25 protein-coding genes, 4 tRNA genes and 1 riboswitch are annotated in these 22,535 nt (G+C 40.8%); of the genes, 6 read left to right on the top strand and 23 right to left on the bottom strand.

Annotation, left to right across the window (positions count from 1 at the left end):
- Positions 1-23 precede the first annotated feature (23 nt).
- The 6 genes from FTU37_RS09235 to rpoD all read right to left on the bottom strand — a co-directional run bounded on the left by FTU37_RS09235 (position 24) and on the right by rpoD (position 6,630).
- The gene (locus tag FTU37_RS09235; protein WP_180005059.1) at positions 24-1,445 is read right to left on the bottom strand and encodes an APC family permease; all 1,422 of its coding nucleotides are present in this window, start codon (positions 1,443-1,445) and stop codon (positions 24-26) included.
- A 265-nt stretch (positions 1,446-1,710) separates the two neighbouring features.
- The gene (locus FTU37_RS09230) at positions 1,711-2,895 is read right to left on the bottom strand and encodes an iron-containing alcohol dehydrogenase (RefSeq protein WP_111885299.1); all 1,185 of its coding nucleotides are present in this window, start codon (positions 2,893-2,895) and stop codon (positions 1,711-1,713) included.
- A 3-nt stretch (positions 2,896-2,898) separates the two neighbouring features.
- Complete coding sequence (locus FTU37_RS09225; protein ID WP_180093765.1) at positions 2,899-3,432, bottom strand: hypothetical protein; 534 nt, start codon at positions 3,430-3,432, stop codon at positions 2,899-2,901.
- A 76-nt stretch (positions 3,433-3,508) separates the two neighbouring features.
- A complete protein-coding gene (lipB, locus tag FTU37_RS09220) occupies positions 3,509-4,168 on the bottom strand; it encodes a lipoyl(octanoyl) transferase LipB (RefSeq protein WP_168378112.1) in 660 nt (219 codons plus the stop codon).
- Between the two features lie 156 nt (positions 4,169-4,324).
- Positions 4,325-4,612: a YbeD family protein gene (locus tag FTU37_RS09215; RefSeq protein WP_078191448.1), complete on the bottom strand. Its 288-nt coding sequence runs from the start codon at positions 4,610-4,612 to the stop codon at positions 4,325-4,327.
- A gap of 128 nt (positions 4,613-4,740) precedes the next feature.
- Positions 4,741-6,630 (bottom strand): RNA polymerase sigma factor RpoD, encoded by a 1,890-nt coding sequence (gene rpoD / locus FTU37_RS09210; protein ID WP_180124224.1) that lies wholly within the window; start codon positions 6,628-6,630, stop codon positions 4,741-4,743.
- Between the two features lie 399 nt (positions 6,631-7,029).
- On the opposite strand from rpoD, the gene FTU37_RS09205 reads away from it, so the two are divergent.
- Together FTU37_RS09205 and FTU37_RS09200 are read left to right on the top strand one after the other, a co-directional pair.
- Positions 7,030-7,239 carry a PA3496 family putative envelope integrity protein gene (locus tag FTU37_RS09205; RefSeq protein ID WP_078191373.1) on the top strand — a complete coding sequence of 70 codons (210 nt, stop codon included), beginning with the start codon at positions 7,030-7,032 and terminating at the stop codon, positions 7,237-7,239.
- 67 nt (positions 7,240-7,306) lie between these two features.
- Positions 7,307-7,831: a YecA family protein gene (locus FTU37_RS09200; protein ID WP_078191372.1), complete on the top strand. Its 525-nt coding sequence runs from the start codon at positions 7,307-7,309 to the stop codon at positions 7,829-7,831.
- Positions 7,832-7,911: 80 nt separating this feature from the next.
- Here FTU37_RS09200 and FTU37_RS09195 read toward each other — a convergent pair whose 3' ends face one another.
- The 5 genes from FTU37_RS09195 to FTU37_RS09175 all read right to left on the bottom strand — a co-directional run bounded on the left by FTU37_RS09195 (position 7,912) and on the right by FTU37_RS09175 (position 11,284).
- Positions 7,912-8,328, bottom strand: coding sequence for an ABZJ_00895 family protein (locus FTU37_RS09195; RefSeq protein ID WP_180089143.1), 417 nt, complete (start codon positions 8,326-8,328; stop codon positions 7,912-7,914).
- Between the two features lie 123 nt (positions 8,329-8,451).
- On the bottom strand, positions 8,452-8,862 hold the full coding sequence (locus tag FTU37_RS09190; protein WP_078192189.1) for an ABZJ_00895 family protein: 411 nt from the start codon (positions 8,860-8,862) through the stop codon (positions 8,452-8,454).
- A 20-nt stretch (positions 8,863-8,882) separates the two neighbouring features.
- Positions 8,883-9,494 (bottom strand): DedA family protein, encoded by a 612-nt coding sequence (locus FTU37_RS09185; protein ID WP_168378111.1) that lies wholly within the window; start codon positions 9,492-9,494, stop codon positions 8,883-8,885.
- 366 nt (positions 9,495-9,860) lie between these two features.
- Positions 9,861-10,157 carry a hypothetical protein gene (locus FTU37_RS09180; RefSeq protein ID WP_180011540.1) on the bottom strand — a complete coding sequence of 99 codons (297 nt, stop codon included), beginning with the start codon at positions 10,155-10,157 and terminating at the stop codon, positions 9,861-9,863.
- Positions 10,158-10,351: 194 nt separating this feature from the next.
- A complete protein-coding gene (locus FTU37_RS09175; RefSeq protein ID WP_180011542.1) occupies positions 10,352-11,284 on the bottom strand; it encodes a rhodanese-related sulfurtransferase in 933 nt (310 codons plus the stop codon).
- A gap of 188 nt (positions 11,285-11,472) precedes the next feature.
- Here FTU37_RS09175 and FTU37_RS09170 point away from each other — a divergent pair, with 188 nt between their 5' ends.
- Both FTU37_RS09170 and FTU37_RS09165 read left to right on the top strand, forming a co-directional pair.
- A complete protein-coding gene (locus FTU37_RS09170) occupies positions 11,473-11,961 on the top strand; it encodes a DUF1289 domain-containing protein (protein ID WP_168378110.1) in 489 nt (162 codons plus the stop codon).
- Between the two features lie 61 nt (positions 11,962-12,022).
- Positions 12,023-12,634 carry a LysE family translocator gene (locus FTU37_RS09165; protein WP_180124223.1) on the top strand — a complete coding sequence of 204 codons (612 nt, stop codon included), beginning with the start codon at positions 12,023-12,025 and terminating at the stop codon, positions 12,632-12,634.
- A gap of 88 nt (positions 12,635-12,722) precedes the next feature.
- On the opposite strand, the gene ribB is transcribed toward FTU37_RS09165, so the two are convergent.
- Entirely contained in the window at positions 12,723-13,382 is a 660-nt protein-coding gene (gene ribB, locus FTU37_RS09160) for a 3,4-dihydroxy-2-butanone-4-phosphate synthase (protein WP_180005445.1), read from the bottom strand.
- Positions 13,383-13,485: 103 nt separating this feature from the next.
- Positions 13,486-13,639, bottom strand: a riboswitch (FMN riboswitch).
- 170 nt (positions 13,640-13,809) lie between these two features.
- Here ribB and FTU37_RS09155 point away from each other — a divergent pair.
- Positions 13,810-15,651 (top strand): DUF2157 domain-containing protein, encoded by a 1,842-nt coding sequence (locus tag FTU37_RS09155; RefSeq protein ID WP_180124222.1) that lies wholly within the window; start codon positions 13,810-13,812, stop codon positions 15,649-15,651.
- Entirely contained in the window at positions 15,648-16,262 is a 615-nt protein-coding gene (locus tag FTU37_RS09150; protein WP_257225265.1) for a GDYXXLXY domain-containing protein, read from the top strand. The genes FTU37_RS09155 and FTU37_RS09150 overlap by 4 nt, the downstream gene beginning before the upstream one ends.
- A 73-nt stretch (positions 16,263-16,335) precedes the next feature.
- Here FTU37_RS09150 and panD read toward each other — a convergent pair whose 3' ends face one another.
- The 11 genes from panD to FTU37_RS09095 all read right to left on the bottom strand — a co-directional run bounded on the left by panD (position 16,336) and on the right by FTU37_RS09095 (position 22,477).
- Complete coding sequence (panD, locus tag FTU37_RS09145) at positions 16,336-16,716, bottom strand: aspartate 1-decarboxylase (protein ID WP_078192181.1); 381 nt, start codon at positions 16,714-16,716, stop codon at positions 16,336-16,338.
- A gap of 150 nt (positions 16,717-16,866) precedes the next feature.
- Entirely contained in the window at positions 16,867-17,442 is a 576-nt protein-coding gene (pth, locus tag FTU37_RS09140; protein WP_168378106.1) for an aminoacyl-tRNA hydrolase, read from the bottom strand.
- A gap of 20 nt (positions 17,443-17,462) precedes the next feature.
- Positions 17,463-17,759 carry a 50S ribosomal protein L25 gene (rplY, locus tag FTU37_RS09135; protein WP_168378105.1) on the bottom strand — a complete coding sequence of 99 codons (297 nt, stop codon included), beginning with the start codon at positions 17,757-17,759 and terminating at the stop codon, positions 17,463-17,465.
- A 98-nt stretch (positions 17,760-17,857) separates the two neighbouring features.
- Positions 17,858-18,811 (bottom strand): ribose-phosphate pyrophosphokinase, encoded by a 954-nt coding sequence (locus FTU37_RS09130; protein ID WP_078191360.1) that lies wholly within the window; start codon positions 18,809-18,811, stop codon positions 17,858-17,860.
- A 37-nt stretch (positions 18,812-18,848) separates the two neighbouring features.
- Positions 18,849-18,923, bottom strand: a tRNA-Gln gene (locus tag FTU37_RS09125).
- A 91-nt stretch (positions 18,924-19,014) separates the two neighbouring features.
- Positions 19,015-19,089: transfer RNA gene (locus FTU37_RS09120), tRNA-Gln, on the bottom strand.
- A 28-nt stretch (positions 19,090-19,117) separates the two neighbouring features.
- Positions 19,118-19,192 (bottom strand) — tRNA-Gln (locus tag FTU37_RS09115).
- A gap of 38 nt (positions 19,193-19,230) precedes the next feature.
- Positions 19,231-19,305, bottom strand: a tRNA-Gln gene (locus tag FTU37_RS09110).
- A gap of 3 nt (positions 19,306-19,308) precedes the next feature.
- Complete coding sequence (gene ispE, locus FTU37_RS09105; RefSeq protein WP_180124240.1) at positions 19,309-20,148, bottom strand: 4-(cytidine 5'-diphospho)-2-C-methyl-D-erythritol kinase; 840 nt, start codon at positions 20,146-20,148, stop codon at positions 19,309-19,311.
- A gap of 28 nt (positions 20,149-20,176) precedes the next feature.
- Positions 20,177-20,755: a lipoprotein insertase outer membrane protein LolB gene (gene lolB, locus FTU37_RS09100; protein WP_180124221.1), complete on the bottom strand. Its 579-nt coding sequence runs from the start codon at positions 20,753-20,755 to the stop codon at positions 20,177-20,179.
- Between the two features lie 9 nt (positions 20,756-20,764).
- The gene (locus tag FTU37_RS09095) at positions 20,765-22,477 is read right to left on the bottom strand and encodes a hypothetical protein (protein ID WP_180124220.1); all 1,713 of its coding nucleotides are present in this window, start codon (positions 22,475-22,477) and stop codon (positions 20,765-20,767) included.
- Between the last annotated feature and the right edge of the window lie 58 nt (positions 22,478-22,535).

The following is a 22,535-nucleotide window of genomic DNA, read 5'->3' as shown; positions in this document are numbered from 1 at the left end:
TTTTTGTTTAGAGATAAACTTGATTAGAATTTATCATCAAATTCGTTATGTTGCGGCGCAGGGTGTTTAAAACCTTTGGTTTTGTATGCTAAATAACCAACACCAATAACAGCCCAAGCTAGTCCTAGTTTAAGTGCCATCTCATCAATTTCTAACCACATTAGGAATACACTGGCAAAACCAAGTGTAGGAATAATCACATAGTTAATGATTTCCTTTAATGATTTAGTTCTTCCATCACGTAATGCATAACGTGAAATTACAGAAAAATTGACAAAACTGAATGCAGTTAATGCACCAAAGCTGATTAGGTTAACAATATGCTCAAGATCAAGGAAACCCGCAGTAAGTGCAACTACACCAACAATTAAAATATTATAAGTTGGTGTGTGGAGTTTAGGGCTAATATGACCAAAAATCTTTTTGTTAATCACACCATCACGGCCCATGACATACATTAAGCGTGATACACCCGCATGTGCCGAAATACCTGAAGCAAGAACGGCGATAACTGCAAAATAGAGCACTAGATTTTTGAATGCAATACCAGTAATTGCGGTTAAAATTGTTGTGTTGCCAAGCGCTTCCAGCATTACCGGTTGTGATTCATCCAATGGATTAAAATACAAATTTGCATTGCTAGGGAAAAATAGCTGGATAAAATATGTGCTGACAATAAATATAATGCCGGCAATTAATGCGGTTGAGAAAATTGCTTTAGGCAAGGTTTTTTCAGCATCTTTGGTTTCTTCCGCAAGTGATGATAATGCGTCAAAACCTGTGAAAGAAAAACACAAAATTGTCGCACCGCCAATTAAAGCACCAATCGTGGTCATTTCATTCCAAAAAGGAGCAAGTGACCAAAGTCCAGCTTTATCTGGATTTAAAGTGCCATCTGCATAAACACCTTGGGTAAGGAGTAAGTAAACTTCATAAACAAAGTAGAAGATTACCCCTAACTGTACGAACACTATAGTACTGTTAAAGCGAGCGACAAAACGTGAACCAAATAAATTGATGACCGTCATAATTACAGTTAATCCAATTACCCAAATCCAGTTATTTACATCTGGGAATAAGGCTCTTAGATAAATATCTGCCAAGATAATGTTGACGAGAGGTGAAAGTAAATAATCTAGCCAAGATGACCAGCCAACCATGAAGCCAACGTTTGGGTGAATGGATTTTTGAGCATAGGTATACGCCGAACCCGATGATGGATAGCGGCGGATCATATGTCCATAACTGATTGATGTTAAAAGAATGGCCACAAGTGCAAAAATATAAGAAGTTGGGACATGTCCTTGACTTCCGTCTGATACCAAGCCAAAAGTATCAAATAAGGTTAGAGGCTGAATATATGCCAGACCAATAATGATGATATGCCACAGCACAAGATTTTTTTTCAGTTTTGCTGCAGATTGAGTCCCAGAGTAATTTGTCAACGGCGTTATCCTCTTATCGTTGATCAAGGATCAGTCATATTCTAAGGATCGTTTGAGACGAACGATCCCCCCTACGTTTTAAAACAAAAGTGCGCCAATCTACTCCAAATTGGTACATTTTGTCAGTAACTTTGAAATTATTTTTAGCAGAAATTATGCCAGTTTGATTAAAAAATAACTGATATTGCGTTCTGCAAGTGAAAAGCCCGATGTTTAAAAAAACATCAGGCTTAATTTTTCGCTATATTCGCTTATTTTTCAGCAATTACCAAGCTTTTTTTAGAATAGTTTTAAGGTCTTCTAAGCTGGCTTCTTTAGGATTATAAATAATAGATCCATCATTCAGTGCTTTCTCTGCCACTTCATCTAATTGAGCTTCAGTCACTTTACCTGTTTCACTCAAAGTACGTGGTAATTTGGTCAAACTAAACAAGCGGTCACGCATGGCTAAAAGCGTTGAAATGGCTTTTTCAGCGCGGAGGTTGGCCGGTGTTTGTGCATAAATATCAGGACCAGCCAGTGGTAATAGCAATTCAGCAATCTTATCGCCATTCACTTCTTTGTTGTATTCCAACACATACGGCAAGAATAAATTCATGCATAATCCATGGGGCAGGTGAGCAACAGCACCTAAAGCATGACCCAATGAGTGGACTAATCCAACCATCGAATTCGAAAATGCAATTCCTGCCATTGTAGAAGCTTGTGCAAGTTCTAAGCGCCCATGTGCATCGCTGGTATTATCTAATACACCAAATAAGCTATTGCTAATTTTCTTGATTGCGGCAGTTGCATAGGCATCTGAAATCGGGTTCGCCGCCATGCACGTATAGGCTTCAATGGCATGCGTCATCGCATCCATCGCTGTCATAGCCGTAAGATGAGGTGGCAAAGTTTGCGTCATACGTGGGTCAAGAATTGCTGCATGTGGCATCAAATAATTCGATGCAAAGGCCATTTTGACATTCTTTTCAGGGTCAGAAACTACAGCGACCATAGTCACTTCTGAACCTGTTCCCGAGGTTGTTGGAATCACAAAAAATGGTTTTAACGGTTTTGGTAAGTTGTGCGCACCTGAGTATTTCAGTAAGTCATCACCACCTTCAGATACCAAGATGTTGGTTGCTTTAGAGGTATCAATCACTGAACCGCCACCGACGGCAATAATGGCATCACATTGGTTGTCGCGGTAAAGTTGAGCCGCTTTACGTACGGTTTCTAAACTTGAGTCTGGCGGAACATCATCAAAAATATAGCCAATCACCGTCTCGGTACTTTCAAATGCCGCTTCAATCGGTGCAAGTAATTGATTACTGCGAACGCCTTTGTCGGTAATGATCATGGGGCGTTTAGCACCCAAAGTAGACAGTTCGAATGGGATGTGTTCTAAAGCTGCATGGCCAGCAATCACTTTTACAGGACAGAAAAATTCGTAATATGGTTTAGCCATGTGTTATGCGCTCCGTTTGAAATAAGACTGGGCTACTTTTAAATAAATATTTGCAGCACCGCTCAGTTTTTCTTTTAGGCTTAAATGTGTTGGATATTCTTTGACAGCCAATTCAGCCACCAATTTAGGTAAAATTAACGCTTCCATTTTGTTGAGACAACGCACCAGTCGGATGGCATAAGACAAATCACCATCGGCGATCATGCGGTCATTGGCAAAGGCTTGTGCGGTACTTTCTTGAAATGAGAAGACCAAAAAGGCATGATTCAAATGCTTAAACGTAATGGTTAAGTCAGGCTTTTGAGTGCCGGGTGTGAGGAGTTTGAGTTGGTGGTCTTCCGTGACTTGCGCGACAAATGCAGCACCATTAGGAAAAACATTCATAGATAAAATAAAATTAACTGGAAATTTAGCAACTTCTTGTTTAATTTCTTCATCGACCTGGCTCGCCATGACCAGACCTCTGCCAATCACATCCATCATGAGTTTGACATAGGCCTGCTGGAGCGCGGGTTTAACGGATTTAGTTGCAATCACGTGTACATCCCTTATCTATAATTATTAAATTTAGAGCTTTTACTCTAAATTATTTTATTTGAGAAAGCAAAGTCTTTTATAGTTGTTTGACTGTTACGTCTTTAAAGTAACCACTGTTTTTCAAAGTATCAATGATATCGACGCATAAGTTTTCAAATTTAGGGTAATCCTGTACTAAATCTTGTATGCGCACCATTTCCAATCCTGCATAGCCACATGGATTGATGGTATGAAACCCAAATAAATCGCAATCAATATTCAGTGCTAAACCATGATATGAACGGCCTTTACGAATTTTAAAGCCCAAGGAACCAATCTTTCGTTCATTGACATATACACCCGGTGCATCAGGCTTGGCATAAGCTTGAATACCATATTTGTTCAGCAAATCGATCATGAGGGTTTCGGCATACGAAACCAATGTACGAACATTCCATCCCAAACGGTTTAGGTCAAACATGAAATAAGCCACCAATTGACCCGGCCCATGCCAAGTGACTTGCCCACCACGGTCTGTTTGTACCACAGGGATGTTACTATGCACCAAAATATGTTCAGGTTTGCCAGCTTGCCCCTGAGTTAATACATCGGGATGTTGCAAAATCCACAGTTCATCAGGTGTGTTTTCATCGCGCTGTTCAGTGAGTGTTTTCATCTCTAAAAAGCGGTCTGCATAAGGGGTCAGGTGGTTATATTGACGAATAATTAATTCGGGTTTTTGAACAGTTTCAGTCACGTATTTCGTGTCCTTTTCTATCAAAGTTATGTATGGATTATAATGAATTAAGCGTACAAAAGGGGGTTAAATACTGAATACTTGAAGGGATCACTATTGTATTTAGACATAAAAAAACACGCTCTAAAGCGTGCTTTTTTAATTGTATCAACAGAATTACAGTGCAGTACGAATGTGTTTACAAGCTGCTAAATCCGCATAGACCGCATGTACTTGTTCTAACTCTTCGAAACGTAATTGAGCAGTAATTGAATGATATTTACCTGTGCGAGATGGCGTCACCGTCATTTTGCTGCCATCAAAATCAGGAAAATGTTTAACAAAAATTTCATTCACTGCTAGGCGAAGTTCTTCACCTGCATTACCAATCAATTTAATTGGGTAGTCCATAGGGAAGACCCAAAGATGCTCTTGCAATTCACGTGAAGGAGCGCGATTAGTCATATCATTCATGGGACACCTCATTATTTAAAAATACCTGCAATGAGCAGGTTATTTGGAATCATTTGCTACATGCTCATAATATGGGGCAGAAAACCCCATATTCAAGCCTGCATTGTCCTAGTTATAGGTTAGTCATTCTCAAGGAATGAACGCAAATGCTCTGAACGTGATGGATGGCGAAGTTTACGTAAAGCTTTCGCTTCAATCTGACGAATACGTTCACGTGTTACGTCAAACTGCTTACCAACTTCTTCTAGAGTATGGTCTGTTGGCATATCGATACCAAAACGCATTTTCAAGACTTTTGCTTCACGTTCAGTCAAGTTTTCAAGAACTTCACGTGTTGCTTCTTTTAAGCCTTCAGACGTTGCAGCATCAATCGGAGAGGTGATGTTGCCGTCTTCAATGAAGTCACCAAGATGCGAATCTTCATCATCACCAATTGGTGTTTCCATTGAAATTGGTTCTTTCGCGATTTTAAGCACTTTACGAACTTTCACTTCGTCCATTTCTAGACGTTCACCTAATTCTTCAGGTGTCGGTTCACGACCCATTTCTTGAAGAAGTTGGCGAGATACACGGTTGATCTTGTTAATGGTTTCGATCATGTGTACTGGAATACGAATAGTACGTGCTTGGTCGGCAATCGAACGTGTAATCGCCTGACGAATCCACCAAGTTGCATAAGTAGAGAACTTATAACCACGACGATATTCGAATTTATCCACCGCTTTCATCAAGCCGATGTTACCTTCTTGGATCAAGTCGAGGAATTGCAAACCACGGTTGGTGTACTTTTTCGCAATCGAAATTACCAAACGTAAGTTGGCTTCAACCATTTCCTTTTTCGCACGGCGAGCTTTTGCTTCACCAATCGACATACGTTTAGAAATGTCTTTGATGCCTTTAACATCTAAGCCAAGTTCTTTCTCGATGTCAGCGATTTTTTGTTGGAATGCCAGAACGTCAGGGCGGACTTTTTCAAGATAGCCTTTCATTTCTGCAGGTGCTTTAGCAATTTGTTCATCTAACCAAGCAAAGTTAGATTCTTGACCTGGGAAAGACGTACGGAATTGAGTACGGTCCATACGACCACGGCGTACTGCATAACGCATGACTTCACGTTCAGAAGTACGGATTTGGTCATGAGTATTACGGATCAAATCAGAGATGATGTCGAATAAACGTGGTGTGAATTTGAACATCATGAACACAGTCGCAAGTGCTTCAAGTGCAGCAGCAGCTTCTTTACTGTTACGGCCATTTTTTTCAATAGCAGCTTTAGTCACTAACCATGCTTGTTCAAGCTCAGTGAAACGTGCTTTAGCAATTTCAGGATCTGGACCAGATTCGCCTTCAGAATCATCATCACCTTCAGACTCTTCTTCTTCATCGTCATCATCAAGTTTGACATCTTTAGTCGGCTTGTTGGTTGACGCTTCGTCTTCATCGATCTCAGAATCTTCTTCGTCGATCACTTCAGGGATGGCTTCGTCAGATTCTGGATCTAAATAACCAGAAAGAATATCAGCTAAACGGCGTTCACCCGCTTCATAATCTTTATATTCTTGCAGTACCACTTCGACCGCATTTGGCCAATAAGCAATAGAGTGTAAAACGTCACGAATACCTTCTTCGATACGTTTTGCAATGCTAATTTCGCCTTCACGTGTCAAAAGTTCAACTGTACCCATTTCGCGCATATACATACGCACAGGGTCAGTGGTACGACCGGGTTCATTTTCAACAGATGCAAGTACAGCAGCGGCTTCTTCTTCAGCAACTTCGTCAGTCGCTTCGCTGCCACCTTCAAACATTGTATCGTCAGATTCTGGTGCACGATCATGTACCGGAATACCCACGTCATTCAACATCTGAATGATGTCTTCAATCTGTTCACTTTCGGTGATTGAGTCCGGGAGATGATCGTTAACCTCGGCGAAAGTTAGGTAACCTTGCTCTTTGCCTCGGCTAATCAGAGCCGCTACTTGAGAAGTAGGGGAAGTCATATCGCTCATCTTTGCTTACTCTTCGTTGAATCTGTGGCAGTAAAAAACCGTGCATTTTAGCACGATCGTCTCATTAAATCTTGTGAATAGCTGGTTTATCCCATTAGGACGGTACAGCATCAAGCTGTCCAATGAGATATTAAAAATTTAAATTCAGTAATTTAGGTGGGGCTGAAATTGTTGTTTTCAAGTTCATCCCATGCATCGATTATTTTATGGGTCATCTTTGACTGTCATAAAAATGAAGGACGCAGGGTGGATTATATCATGCCACAGGTTTTGGTAAGAAAAAAAGACCTATTTTTAAAGTTTAGTTGTTAAAAAAACAAATAAAACTTGACAATATTTTATATCCCATATAAATAGCGGCTAGACCCCTTCAATTTTTTTCATTATGAGGTAGTTTTGGTGTCTTCTACAGATTTTGAACTAGATGATAACTACGGTGATGATGATGTGAATTTCGATGAGGCCAGTGCAAAAACTAGCGCGAAAGAATCGTTAGAAAAGCGCCGACTTATTGATGACCTTCTGGCTCAGCGCCGTCTTGAACGTGAGCTTAAAGATTTTGATTACGACATCGACGATGACGATGATTTTGATGACGAAGAAGACTAAATAGCGATTTAGCATAGCGCTTGAAAATGCTATGCTTACGCATTAAGTTTCTAACTCTGGATTTGAAATGAGTGCTTTAGATTTAGACCTTTTGAGTGACTATCTAGACGGCGATGACAACGAGCATGGTCTAGATTTTGCAGCGACTCATGGTTTTTTATGTGCAATTGCAGTAGGCCCAGCTTTTGATAAATGGCTAGACGAACTTTTTGATAACAATCAGAAAAAAGTACCTGCTGAAATTATTGCACAAGTAAAAGCATGGCTCGAATCGATTCGTCAGAATCTTGCCAATGAAGATGGTATTGAATTTCCATTTGAAATTGAAGAAGCCGATGTTGAATCAAGTCTTGGTGACTGGAGTGTTGGCTTCGTTGATGCCATGTTCCTAAACGAAGATGCATGGTTCACCGACGAGTTTGAAGAACAATTGGTAGATTTAACTTTGCCAATCATGGTGTTCAGCGGCATTGATGAAGAAGATCCACAAATGGAATCTTTCCGTCGTAATGGTCAGTTGATGGATGAACTTGCAGAAGAAATCCCAACCAATTTGAACGAATTATATTTGATGTATCACACACCAAATTAATTTCGACGAAATTTAAAAAAAGCACCTTGGGGTGCTTTTTTTAGCGCTATACCTTTTCAATTCAAAGTTAGTCTAAAGGCTTAACTACGTTTGGCTTTTAAGAAGCTCTTTGCCATCCATCCAAAAGATAAAGCCAACATGAGATAATGGATGAATAAGGTAAAGCTGATAGCAAGCAGCCAGACCCAAGCGGGTAATTGCGTTAGCGCCATTTGAATAAAGGCTTGGGTTTCAGGGAATATTAAGAGACAAATGACTGTAGCAACGACACTGATGAGAACCGAAGCTAAAATACAGCTCCAAATCAAAGTTCGCTTTTCTAACTTATTTGGCACTCGCTGATGGTCTTTAACAAAGCTAGATGCTGCAGCAAGACCGCCCACGATGAGACAGGTAATAGATGAACCACCGGGTAAATCAAAGAAAGATTCGATGGCTGCGACAGCAACCATGGCGAGGGCATAAGCAATGCTAAATGTGATGATGTATTTTTTCATTATTTAATGTTCATGTTTTCGTTTTATAAAGAGCGAGTATAGCTTGCCCGAAGTTTCTTCACTGAATTTTAAGTTTCAGTGAAGGGTATTGATTCAAATTCTAACGGAATAAGTTAAAAAAATTTATAATTTTTTAGCGCAGTAGTCTGCATACCAACCGTAGGCAATATGAAATATCGTGCCATGAATGGCGACCATGCAGAGCATAACTACAGCAGTTAGCCCAATGCCTGCATTATCCACAGACTTCATAATGCTTTCGGCATTGGGATTCATCAGCACCAAGAACAGCACAAAAAAGCTACCAATGATGATTGCAACGGCACTGGAGCCCCAAACCAGTTGGATCTTTTCATGGTTGCTAGGCACACGTTGTTCTTTCTTTACAAAATGCCCAACGCTGATTAATGCACATGCCACCAATGTAGGAATTAATGTAATACCACCAAGATTTAATCCAAAAATTAATACGGTAATCAAAAGCACCAAGGCGATGCTATAAACAGCAGCAAAGTGTAGGAGATAGTGTTTCATTTAAGCCCCAAAACAAAAAATTAACGAGGTCGACGTTTATGTCGACGGTACAAAATCCAACTAATAATGATGACTGTGATCAGAATAATCACATGGCCAACTTTACTAAATATTTGCTGCATTAACTGCTGATTTTCACCTAAATAAAAACCCATACAAGCTAAAAAAGTGGTCCAAATAATCGTGCCTAAACCACTATAAAACATGAACTTCCAAAATGGCATGCGGCTCATTCCCGCAGGAATACTAATGAGAGAACGCACAGCTGGAATCATCCGGCCAAAAAATACAATGCGGTGACCGTATTGCTCAAACCATGCTAGAGATTTTTTTACATCTGCCGATTTGATAAATAAATACTTTCCATAGCGATCGACGAAGTGAAAGATGGATTCATGCTTAAATTTATAACCAATCCAATATAGCAATGCAGCCGCCAGTAAAGAGCCGACACAACCTGAAATAATGACACCAATGAGCAGTAGTTGACCTTGGGAGGCAGAATAGCCAGCCGAGGGCATAATGATTTCTGAGGGGATTGGGGGGAAGACATTGTCAAGGAACATGAGTAGGGCAATACCGAGATAACCCAATTGTTCCATGATTGAAATGATCCATTCAGTTAAAGTCATGGTAGCTAAGGCAGAGAAAAGGTGTATTTATCCTATGTTGAAAAGCGCAGTGGGTAAAGTTCCGTTTTAAATATTCCTGAAACTACCTAAGCAAAAACAACAAATGTTGAGTTCATCTTGTATTAAGTAGCACGTAGGCTGAATTAGAAGGAAAATGTATGAATGAGTGATGGTATTGAGCAATGCTGAGTAATAGTAAAACTGAATAATTGATAGGCATAGAGTACGGTTTTTATATTACTGAGTTTACGCTGTGCAGTTTGGATTTTATTTTTGATTTTGGCGCTTTAGCAGCCTTAAAAATCGTTTTATATACTGAACAGCGTAGGACAAAGTTGCAATAAGTAGCTTTGCAAGGTGCGCAAATTAATCATCATGTTCCATATTTAACAGGGTGTGAATATAGACTTGGCGTAAGCTCAGCGATAAAGCAAATGGAATCGCACAAAGTCCAAGAATGTTGAGCAGAGTGGGTTGTAAGTGCAAGGTATAAGCAATAAATAAGGCAAAAATTGCACCAATGCATGTGGCAATACTGACTATCAAAATATGCGACTGTTGGTTAAGGAGGTGTTTTAATTCTGCAACACTTTCTTTTACACGTGGAGCGGGTAAAGCAAGGCGCCTTGAGGTTGCAATAGGAGAGTTGATTAATTTTGGCATAATGCTTTCCTTTTCAATTATCTATAATGATTTTCTCGGATCAATTGATCAGAATAAGCATAAATGCGCGAACTGATTCTCGTAAATAACCAGATATAGTTATTTTGTCAAAAAAATTAAGTCACTGTTGAGAATGCGTAAAAAAAGCCCTAAAAATAGGGCTTTTATTTATATATCGTTACAACAAATTTTGCTTAGAGACGCTTACGTTTTGCTGCCACAATTTGTGATTGACGCATACGGAAGCCTGCTTTTTGCTGTTCAGTGGTTTTGTCGATACAGTATTTGCATGATACGCCGTGTTCGTAGCTCGGAAGTTCAACTTCAGCAGGAGCCAGTGGCCAACCGCATGCGTGACATTTGATATTTTCGCCTTCTTCCATACCGTGAGTGACAGCAGTACGACCGTCAAATACGAAACATTCACCTTCCCACATGCTTTCTTCAACAGGGGTTTCTTCTAAATATTTTAAGATACCGCCTTTAAGGTGATAAACCTCATTAAAGCCTTCTTGAAGTAAAAGTGAGGTTGATTTTTCACAGCGAATACCGCCTGTACAGAACATGGCAATTTTCTTATCTTTATGCTGCTCAAGCTCTTTTTTCACGTATTCAGGGAATTCACGGAAAGTCTCAGTTTTCGGGTCAATCGCACCCTTAAATGTACCTGCTTTGTATTCATAGTCGTTACGTGTATCAATTAGGATTACGTCATCACGTGCAATTAGTTCATTCCATTCTTTAGGATCAAGATAGTGACCGACTAAATCACGTGGTTTCACTTCCACACCTAAAGTCACGATTTCTTTTTTCAGTTTGATCTTCATTTTACGGAATGGTTTATCCGCGCTATGCGATTCTTTGTATTCCATCGCATTGAAGCCTTCATTGAGAAGGAATTGATGGATGATATCTACAGATTTACGGTCACCGGCAACCGTACCGTTAATACCTTCACCTGCCACAATTAGAGTACCGCAAAGGTTGATGGTTTTTACCAAGTCTAAAAGACGTTGTTGAAGATCAGCAGGATCTTGAACTTCTTTGAATTGATAAAGTGCGGCAACAACCCAACCAGAGGTCGCTTGCTGTTCTACAGGTGCAAGCTGTTCTACAGTAGCGTTCATGGAGTACTCCAAGTGAATAAACAGGATAAAAATTAAGGCGCACATTCTACCGTGATTTGGATGAATAAGCGAGTAAAGCGATGGCTTTTAACCACACATTTGATCATAGCTTCATTTCAGTAGTTTTAGCGTGTATAGTCATGCCGAGTTGTTTTTATCCCATAAATATTGATTGAATGGAGCCGGTTTTGAGTACTGATCGTCGAATTGCCTCGTTAACCCCATGTGCAGGGCGTTGTTCTACGGTATTTGGTGATTCAGTCTGTCGTGGTTGCCGCCGCTTTAATCATGAAGTCATAAAATGGAATACTTATACGGCAGAGCAACACACGGCCATTTGGTGTCGTTTAGATGCACAGTTAGATCAAATTTTAATACCCATGTTGCCGCAAGCAGATATCATCCATGTCGAAGGCTTTGTCTTGTCTAAGCGAGTTCGCTTGCGTCCAGATGCAAGCAAAGGCCGTAAACTGTATCACGCACTCAAGCTCTGCGAAAAAAACCGTCATTTCACAGATGAAAGTGGACTCGGGATACATTACAAACAGGTACGACCGTTGTGGGATGAATTTGAGCGTCGCGTTTTGGCACTCGCCACAGCCAGCTATGATTTGGCATTCTTAAGAGCAGATGCCATTCGCTTGCATTTATTGCAAAACATGGATGAAGAGGACTAAGTCCTCTTTTTTTATGTATGAAATTTATCGTGATCTAAAAAATAAGTGAAGGAATCTCAGCGTGAATTATTCGGAGTACTTTTTATATTGTGTGGCAGTCATCGTGATGATTGCAACGCCTGGACCTGTCATGCTGTTGGTCGCAAGTGCAGGCTTACAAGGCGGCTATAAAAAGGCATTTCAAACCATTGTCGGGACGAATTTTGCTTCACTGATTTTGATCGTACTGTCAGTGTGTATTTTAAAAGGCATTTTAAATGTGAATGCGCACTGGCTCGATGGCATTAAAATACTGGGTTGTATATATATTGCTTATATTGGGTTTGATATTTTAAAAGAAGTGATGACACAGCCCACTGAGCAATCTCTGCAGTTAAAAGCAGCACAAGGGGGCTTTAAGCAAGGACTGATCGTGGGGATTTCAAATCCTAAGGATATTATTTTCTTTGCTTCATTTTTTCCGCAGTTTGTAGGAATTACTCCTCATCTTGATCTGAGTTTAATTGTGTTGACCCTGAGTTGGATCGTTTTAGATTTTGCGACCTTGTCTTTGGTGTATTTATCTTTTCATCGATTGTCGAAATCACGTTGGTATAAAAAATTGTTGGCCTTGTGTGGGTTGATTTTAGTGGTGGTTGCCATCTATGGCATCTATAGCACATACACGGCTTAATTCTTAACTTGAAACGTCTATTAAAAAAATAAAAAGGCTGATTAAATCAGCCTTTTTTATGAACGTGTAGAGCTTTAATTAATTCGCACTAGAGATTGTGCTGTAAACGATATTGCACAATTTCTTCAATGGTGAGTACAGTCAAATGATGGGTTTGTGCATACGCTAAAACTTGTACGCCATTCGCCATTGTGCCGTCTAGGTTGGTTAATTCACACAAAACACCTGCAGGTTTTAAACCGGCCAGACGTGCCAAATCAATAGTCCCTTCAGTATGTCCGCGACGGGTCAATACGCCGCCTTCACGCGCACGTAAAGGAAAAACATGACCCGGACGGTTTAAATCAGCAGCAACAGCACCATCTTTAATTGCGGCTTTGACTGTAGTTGTTCGGTCTTTTGCAGAAACTCCAGTAGTAACACCTTCCGCAGCTTCAATGGTTACGGTAAAGGCAGTTTTAAAATGGCTAGAGTTATCAGACACCATGGGTGGAAGTTCTAAATGATTAGCCTGAGCATCGGTTAAACACAGGCAGACAATCCCTGAACCGTCACGAATCATACGTGCCATGGTTTCTACAGTTAGTGTTTCTGCAGCAACAATCAGGTCGGCTTCATTTTCACGGTCAAAATCGTCCATGACTAAAACAGGCTTGCCATGACGAATGTCTTCTAAGGCTTGCAGCATGCGCTGTTCTGCAGGTGGAAGGGCAGAAAAGAAAATTTCGGGTTGAATTAAACTAGACATTGAAACGCTCGCGTAAATTTTAGATACGGTTGAACATTTCAGGACATGTGAAATAGTGGCGTTACGATATATATTGAAAATGATCAATGATATAGAGATGTGACGTCGTCTTCTTTCATCCGGACTATACCGTCGGCTCAGGCATTGCACCTGATCTGCGAATCGCGTTTAAACGATTGGCTCGTGGGCTTTTTGCAGGGCGTTCAACCCAGCAAATTTACCACCGGTGGGGAGTTTCACCCCGCCCTGAAGCGATGTGTCTTGAGTATAGACCTGTTTGTGTGGTGATGGGGAATTATTGCGTAGAATCATTTGCAAAATTTTAGATAAGTAAAGTTATAAGATTGGATTTGTAAGCATTTTTATAAAGTGTGCCAAAGCATGCTATCGTGCCGATAAATCAACCATGATTGCATAATGATAAAAAATGACGCTTCCTCAGCATTCTCAGCAGCAGAATATAAAGCTGCATCGTTCACAGTTAGATCAAGAGTTTTCAACAGATCTGTTCCAAGATGTACAGGTCATTCGGTATCTGCAAGTGATCGGTGTTGCACTGATAGCAGCCAGTTTCGTGTATTTGATCGCGGCAAACTGGTTGATGTTGCCAAAATTCATTCAATTGGCAATTCCAATGTTGCTGTTGCTACTGAGTGCTGTGACGAGTGTATATTTTGCCAGGCATGCTTGGATTCAGCAAAGTTTAGATGCTTTAAGTGCTTTGTTGCTCGGATTGAGTATGGCTGTGATTGGTCAGGTCTATCAAACAGGTGCAGACAGTTATCTGTTATTTTTAGTCTGGGCTTTGCTGCTTTTACCTTGGTTATATCGACCGAATATCGGAGTCTTTGCGTTACTGTGTTTGATCAGTCAACTGGCATTATTTTTATATTTTAAACAAAGCTATTTAATCGTTGATCATTCATGGTGGTATTTACTTTGCATGAATATATTGACGGCAATATGTGTGACCTTGTGTTTGAAATATTATGCTGCACTGCGCTTTGTATTTATTGCATTCATTACACTAATCTCGATGTATTGCATGTTTTTATACTGTGGAAATGGGGAAGAGCAGTATCAATGGCAATATTTAATTTTTGCCTTGTTGCTTCCAATTTATCTGATTATCTATTTTTATCGACAACATCGTGCATTAGAAACCAGTTTACAAGCTGCAGGTCTCGCCGCGAGTTTCAGTATTTTGATTTTCCAATGGGCAGAACATATTTTATCTGACTCGAGTGCAGGATTGTTGGTTTTTGCCTTGCTGATATTTGCTTGGTTTGCGGTGATCAGTTGGGCACTGATGAAATTTCTGCCACAGACTAAATTTGCGGTTATTCCTTTAGCGATTGGGGCATGGTTCGCAGGCATTATTTTATCGAGCTTATTGCTGACCTATTGGAAGGCGTTTTCAATCGTCATGGGCTTAGTTTTTGTGGCTGTGGCTTGGTGGTTGATTCGACGAGCTAAAAGTATCTTTAGTCGCCAATTTGCTTACTGCTTATGGGTATGTGGCCAATCTGCGGTCTTCATACATACAGAGAGCTTGACCGATAGCATTGGGTTTATTTTAGTATTACAAATTGGCGTTATCTTGCTCTGTTTGTTTAGTCGAATGCATTGGTTTATTGTTTTTATTCAACTCATTGCAGGATATGGCCTTGCAGTGGCCACACTATTTGATGCCGATCTTTTTATGAGCAATGAACATGTCATCTTAGCTGTGATTGGATTGAATTATATTCTACTGATTTTGTTGCTCGGGAGTGCAACAGCTTGGTTGCATTCGATGTATCGAAAAAGCATTGTGTTATGGATGTTATGCATCGTATTGGCGGGTGTGGTGTTGCAGACGTTGTCAAATAACATTCTACAGTTTGAACAGACCCAAAATGGTGTTCTTGACCTGTTTGTCGGTTACCTGCTGCCTGTGGTTTGGCTTGGCCTTTACATCGCAAATCAGCAAAAACAGACGGGGCGCGAAAAATGGCTGTTACTGCTATTGGGCCTTGTGCTGATTGCGATGGGCTATTTTGAAATTTTCTTGTTATTGGTTTTATTGGCATGGGCGCAGGTCTATCAGCAATCTTTGGTTAAAGCCCTTTGCATCGTGTTGATCATTTTTAGCTTATGGATGCTGTATTACAATTTAGGGTTGAGCTTTTTACTGAAAAGTTTAACGATTTTGATTTCTGGTCTTTTGCTGCTTGGCATCACCAAAATGTTAACTGCGATACAGCATAAACAAGGGGAAGGAGCATGATGAACATACTCAATAAAAAAATGCTTCCTATTGGTTTGGCTGTACTCAGTATTCTTTTATTTGTACTGATGATTGCACGGCATGAATGGCATCTGGCAAACAGTCAGAGTATTTATGTAAAGTTGCAACCGGTCGATCCTCGCTCATTGATTCAAGGGGATTATATGGCCTTGAATTATCAGCTCTATTTTGGTGGTCAGCCTTCTGAAGAGCAATCTGCTAATGGGCAGGCTGCCAAAGCGAACAAAGAAGAAAATGTACACCGTGACTATTTTGTAGATCAAAAAAGTATTGTGAGTTATGTGCAGCTTGATGCACAGCGTAGAGTGATTCGAACCAGTTTCAACCCAGAGTTATTAGTGCAGTATCCAAGCTCATCTACAAAACTGGTGCTCAAAAATCCTGACAATAGATTTGAGGGTTTATATCCCGCTGCAAGCAGCTTTTTGTTTGCCGAAGGCTTGGAACCGTGCTATCGCGATGCGCAATTTGCAGAGCTGAAAGTACAGGAAAATGGTCAGCCCTTATTGGTGGGTCTAGTGGGTGAAAACCTGCAGTCACTTCTGTGTGAGCAGAAGAAAGTTTGGTGGAAGGGGCCACGAAGTGAATAAAAGCGGATTATGTGATTGATCGCATAAAAAAGCCCGCAAATTTGCGGGCATTTAGAATCTTTGAATGCTTGAATTAAGCAACTTGAACTGGAATACAGTTCGCTGTGTGGTTCACTGTGTTATTTGGGTTCGCATAGACTAAACGTGGCTTATGTGCATTTGCTTCAGCTTCTGTGAAATCGCCAAAAGTTGCAATAATCATCAAATCACCAATATCTGCTTGGTGAGCAGCACCGCCATTTACAGAGATAATGCCAGAACCTTCTTCACCACGAATGGCATAAGTGGTAAAACGCTTACCATTAGTCACGTTCCACATATGAATTTCTTCATATTCACGGATACCGGCTAAATCTAGAAGAATACCGTCAATTGCACAAGAACCTTCATAATGTAATTCTGCTTGTGTAACGACGCAACGGTGGATTTTAGCTTTTAATAAACGAGATAGCATGGCTAGCGTCTCCTTGGTAGACCTAAGATCGTATCTTATGGTGGAACAATCTCTTGAATGCTGGGTGAGCAGTCAAATGCAAGCGCATTTTGCTCTGAAATCATTCAGATGGCAATAAGTATTGTTCAACAATTTGTGGAATTGTCAGTTCTATTTGTAAGCATTGATCTGGTTCATGGCTTGCTGAATCTCACCACTTACCAACAATTTAGTACGTGATAAGGCATGTGCAATTGCATCATCCATTAAACCTTGTTCACTACTTGGTGCTTTACCTAAAACATGGCCTGAGACACGTTCTTTAGAACCAGGATGACCAATACCAATACGTAAACGATGGAAATTTGGACCAATATGCGGGACGATATCGCGTAAACCATTATGACCACCATGACCACCGCCCGTTTTCAGGCGAATGACACCCGGGTTCATATCGAGTTCATCGTGTGCGATAAGCATTGCTTCAGGAGCAATTTGATAGAATTTGGCGAAGGGAACAACACTTTGACCTGAGAGGTTCATAAAGGTTGTGGGTAACAGCAGACGAACGTCTTGACCTTCGATATTACCACGACCACTGATGCCTTTATATTTAGGATCAGCTTTAAGTTGGATGCCATATTGTTCTGCAAGGCGTTCTACAAACCAGAAGCCTGCATTATGGCGGGTTTGGGCATACTCAGAACCTGGGTTACCCAAACCAACAATCAGTGAAAGTTTGCTCACTCATTTACACCATTTAACACTTATGCGCGTTTGAAGTCAGCGTGCATAGGAGTGTTTTTAGCTGGGTGACGTTGTAAAGCTTGGATTTTAACGCTTTCAGCTTTACCGTCGATGTTGATTTCAACAACTTCTTCAAAGAACGCGTTGCTTTCTAAAGCTTTAACAAGTTCGCGAAGTTCTAAAGTAACTGCTACAGGTTCAGCTGCACCACCGTAGATGATTGCTGGTACTTTATTTTGAAGACGAAGGCGGCGGCTCGAACCTTTCCCTTGTACTGCTTCTTCACGTGCTACTGCATTTAATACGAAGTTTGCCATGATAGACATTCCTATTTAAGTTTAATTGACTAGACCTTCGACCAGTCTAGTGATAGAAAGCCCCACCAAAAGGCAGGGCTTTTAAATTTAGCGCTATATTATAGATAAGAATCGAACATTGCGCTAATAGATTCTTCGTTGTTAATACGACGAATTGTTTCAGCAACCATACTTGCAACTGAAACTTGGCGAATCTTACCAAGAGCTTGAGCTTCTTCTGAAAGCGGAATGGTGTCTGTTACAACCAATTCGTCAATCACAGAGTTTTTCAAGTTTTCTAAAGCTTTACCAGAAAGTACAGGGTGAGTTGCGTAAGCAACAACTTTGCGAGCACCAAAAGTTTTTAGTGCGTCAGCAGCTTTACACAATGTACCTGCTGTATCCACCATATCATCAACGATGACACAGTCACGGCCTTTAACGTCACCGATCAAGTGCATTACTTGAGATTCATTCGCTTTTTGACGGCGTTTGTCGATGATCGCAAGATCGATATCACCCATTTGCTTAGCTACAGCACGCGCACGTACTACACCACCAACGTCAGGAGAAACAACCATTAAGTTGTCGTGTGACTGTTGACGAAGATCTGCTAAAAGTGCAGGAGTACCGTAGATGTTGTCTACAGGAATATCGAAGAAACCTTGGATTTGGTCAGCATGAAGGTCGATCATGACAACGCGGTCAATACCAACAGTTGTGAGCATATCTGCAACAACTTTTGCTGTAATTGGTACGCGGCTTGAACGTGGACGACGGTCTTGACGAGCATAACCAAAATAAGGAATGACAGCAGTGATACGACCAGCACTTGCTCGACGCAAAGCATCAGCCATAACTAAGATTTCCATAAGGTTATCGTTAGTTGGAGCACAAGTTGGTTGTACGATGAATACGTCTTTACCACGAACATTTTCAGTAATTTCGACAGCGATTTCACCGTCAGAAAATTGACCTACTGATGCAGCACCTAGAGGGATGTGAAGGTGGCTAACGACTTTTTGGGCGAATTGTGGATGTGCAGATCCACTAAAAACGACAAGATTGGGCATGAAGCACCCTTGGCGGTTGGCAAATTGGAGAATTAGATGGCAGGGGCGGCTGGATTCGAACCAACGGATGCCGAGATCAAAACCCGGTGCCTTACCACTTGGCGACGCCCCTAATGCGGCAGAACTTTAATATTTTTACGGTATTTTGTCAAGTTGAAACAACAAAGATACTGCAAATTATGCTCTGTCTTTTTTGAAGTAAATGGCAGGGGCGGCTGGATTCGAACCAACGGATGCCGAGATCAAAACCCGGTGCCTTACCACTTGGCGACGCCCCTAAATTGATGAAATAGCGAATAAAGTAAATGGCAGGGGCGGCTGGATTCGAACCAACGGATGCCGAGATCAAAACCCGGTGCCTTACCACTTGGCGACGCCCCTAATACTTTACAGCAATTACATCTACAGGTGAAAAATGATGGCAGGGGCGGCTGGATTCGAACCAACGGATGCCGAGATCAAAACCCGGTGCCTTACCACTTGGCGACGCCCCTATATTAAACTTCAAAATGACGTAATGGTGATTCTTGCAAACTGCGAACCAAGTAAGATTTACATGGTGCATTTTTCAATATGTCATCAATATTCATATTTTCAGTCACTTCAGTAAATACACAAGCACCTGTACCTGTAAGCTTTGCTGTACCGAACTGATCTAAGTACCGCATTGCTTCATCGACTTCGGGATATAAGCTTCGTGCCACAGGCTCAAAGTTATTTCCAAAATCAGATGGTGTTTCCTGATAGCCGCAAAATTTAGTGGGCTTTGAGTCTCTTGTCAACGTTTTTTGTGAAAAAAGCAGTTGAGTGCTGATAAAACAGTCAGGTTTTAACACAATGTACTGTTTTTGAGCTAAATCTATGAATGTTAAGTGTTCACCGATGCCTTCTGCCCATGCATTTAGACCATGTACAAACACGGGAACATCTGCCCCAAGTTGTAAGCCGAGCTCTGCAAGTTGTACGGTATTTAGACCACATTTCCATAGTTGATTGAGCACGATTAGGGTGGTGGCTGCATTGGATGAACCACCACCGAGCCCTGCACCCATGGGAATATTTTTTTCAATGTGGATTTTTTGTGCAGTCAGTGCTTTAGCAAACGGTTTGAGTATTTGAGCAGCACGATAAATTAAATTTTGCTCTAGATTGACGCTGTTTAAGCCCTCAATTTGAATAAAATATTCATCAGCAGAATTTGCAAGTGGGTGAAATTCCATCCAATCAGATAAATCGATGAGCTGAAAAATCGTCTGTAATTCGTGATATCCATTTGGACGTCGGCCAGTAATGTGCAAAAACAAATTGAGTTTTGCAGGAGAAGGTACACGAATCATGGAAGTCATAGTTCAGCTTTTAGGCAAATTAACGATTTTGAATCACCATTGTAATACGGTTTTCCTGACCGGATTCAAGTGCTTGTTTTAAAATTAACTTGTTCGGTACCGTCGCAGTCTCGTTATAACTGAGGTCAACGGTCCAACCATCTTCAATAATCTGTTGTGGGCGCTGCGCAGTATCGCGTTGAATTTTTGCTTGTGTGGTTGCAGGGCGCGCCTGTACCCAGTCGATGAGGTGGGTAATGGGAGCTTGCCAACCGGTAGCACGTTCGAGTAATTCTTCAGGTGTTTCTGCTTCAATTAAACCGGTTTTTGCACTGTTTAACTGAACTTGACCGGGTTTACCGCTGATTTGAGTTTTTCCAACACCTAATATGCCACTCAGTTCGATATCATATTCATTGCGGTCTTGAACCCAAGTAAAAAAAGCACTTCCTGACTGTTGTGGCGTGCGCACACCAATCTTACCTTGTAAGTTGAATTGATTTGCAGCGACTTCTTCAGGGCTGGGTTGATCGGGTGTTTTAACATATTGCTGACAACCGGTAAAAAATAAAGCGCAGCAGGTCAGGGCAGATACCCCAAATTTTGAAGATACTTGCATAAACTCTTTCTAACTCTTTTTCATGGGTTGGGGTAACAATAACGAATGTAGTTGCTCTAATTGCGGATCATTCGGATGTTTTTGTTGGAGTTGTTGTAACAACGCGTCAAATTTATTCATATCACCTTGCATGAAGACTGATCGTGCGTAGCGAATGCCAATTTTTAAACTATTACTCAGTTCATACGCTTTGGCCAAAATAGATGCAGATGTACTAAAATCATTTTGCAAATAACAAATATAACCGAACGTATCTAAAATTGAGGCTTGCTCAGGAGCATATTCCAAGGCATGTTCGACATATTTTCGGGCTTCATCTAAGCGTCTATTTTGTACCGCCAAAGTATAGGCATATGCATTTAAATAGGTCGGGCTATTGGGTTCAATTTCAAGTAATTGTTTTAGTAATTGGTCGAGTCTATCTTTATCTTGATGGGCGTCGAGCAGTAGAACTTCGGCATAAATGAGCTCTGGATCTTCAGGTAAGTTTTTTACCGCTTCATCAAGTAAACGAACTGCTGCTTTTTTATTGTTCATGCGTTTTAAAATATCTGCCTGAGCAAGATATAAAAAACTGGCATGTTGAGGATAATTAACCCGCTCTTGGGTTAAAAAGCGCAGTGCATCATGCAGCTTATTTTGCTGGCTAAAAATGCTGATCATATTGCGCCGTGAAACTGTATAAAGACTGCCATCAACAAGGCGATAATAGGCTTTTGCCGTTTCATAATGCTGTTTGCGTTCAGCATTTACTGCGAGATAGTAATACGCTTCATTTTGGTATTTGCTCGAATAACGTAACTCCACCAAATACTTTTCGGCTTTTTCATAAAGCTCTAAGTCAATACTGGTCAAACCTGCCATAAATAGCGGTTCTTCAGCAGATGTCCATTTCTTTAGTATATCTTCGAGTTTTTCTAGACCTAATTCTGACTGATTGATTTTAATTAAATATTTTGCTTCGGCTAAGCGAACTTCCATATTATTACGGTGTTTACGGCTGGATTTTTCGAACCATTTTAAGGTTTCTTCTTCATCACCTAACGACATAAGTAAATTGGCTTTCATTAGGATATAGCCAGTCACTTTCGGGCGTTTTTTCAGTGCTAAATTAATGGTGTCTAAGGCATCAGCAAAGGCACCATTTTGAGCTTGTAAACCTGCGACTAAGACCAAAATAGAAGGGTTGGTTTTTTCCTTGCTAGCGGTCAGTGCTTGAATCAGATAAGCACGATCTTCCTCTGACTCAGGGGAAATACCCGCCAAAATTTGTTCTAAATCTGCATTCGGGTCAATGATTAAAATTTTATCAAGTGTTTCTGCGGCAAGCTCATATTCATGGGCTTTCAGGGCAATATGTGATAAATAAAATAATGCCGGGACATCTTCAGGTTCTTGGACGACCCAATGTGTGGCAATGTCTAAAGCTGCTTGTAGATCATTTTGCTCAATTGCAACGTTTAAAGCACGTTGTTTGACCATGGTGGATTTACTTTTGATTGCAAGCACGGTGTAGTTATGAAGCGCGGTTGGAATGTCGTTATAGGCTAAGGCAAATTCCGCAATCATACTTTGTTTAATTGCATCATATCCTGAATTTGCATGGTAAACTTCTCCCACGGCCCGAATTGGGGCAGTAGAAGCCATGCTACCGACAAGTAAGAATGTGGTAGAATACTGCTTTATTGTCTGGCCGTTCAGTCGGCTATTTGTTAGACGCAATTTTTCTTGATCCAAGTAATGCTTTTTATGACATCGATGTTGCACAATAGCATAAATT

The sequence above is a fragment of the Acinetobacter sp. YH12097 genome, assembly GCF_013419225.1.
Classification (GTDB): Bacteria; Pseudomonadota; Gammaproteobacteria; order Pseudomonadales; family Moraxellaceae; genus Acinetobacter; species Acinetobacter amyesii.
This window is presented reverse-complemented; position numbering and strand designations above follow the sequence as displayed.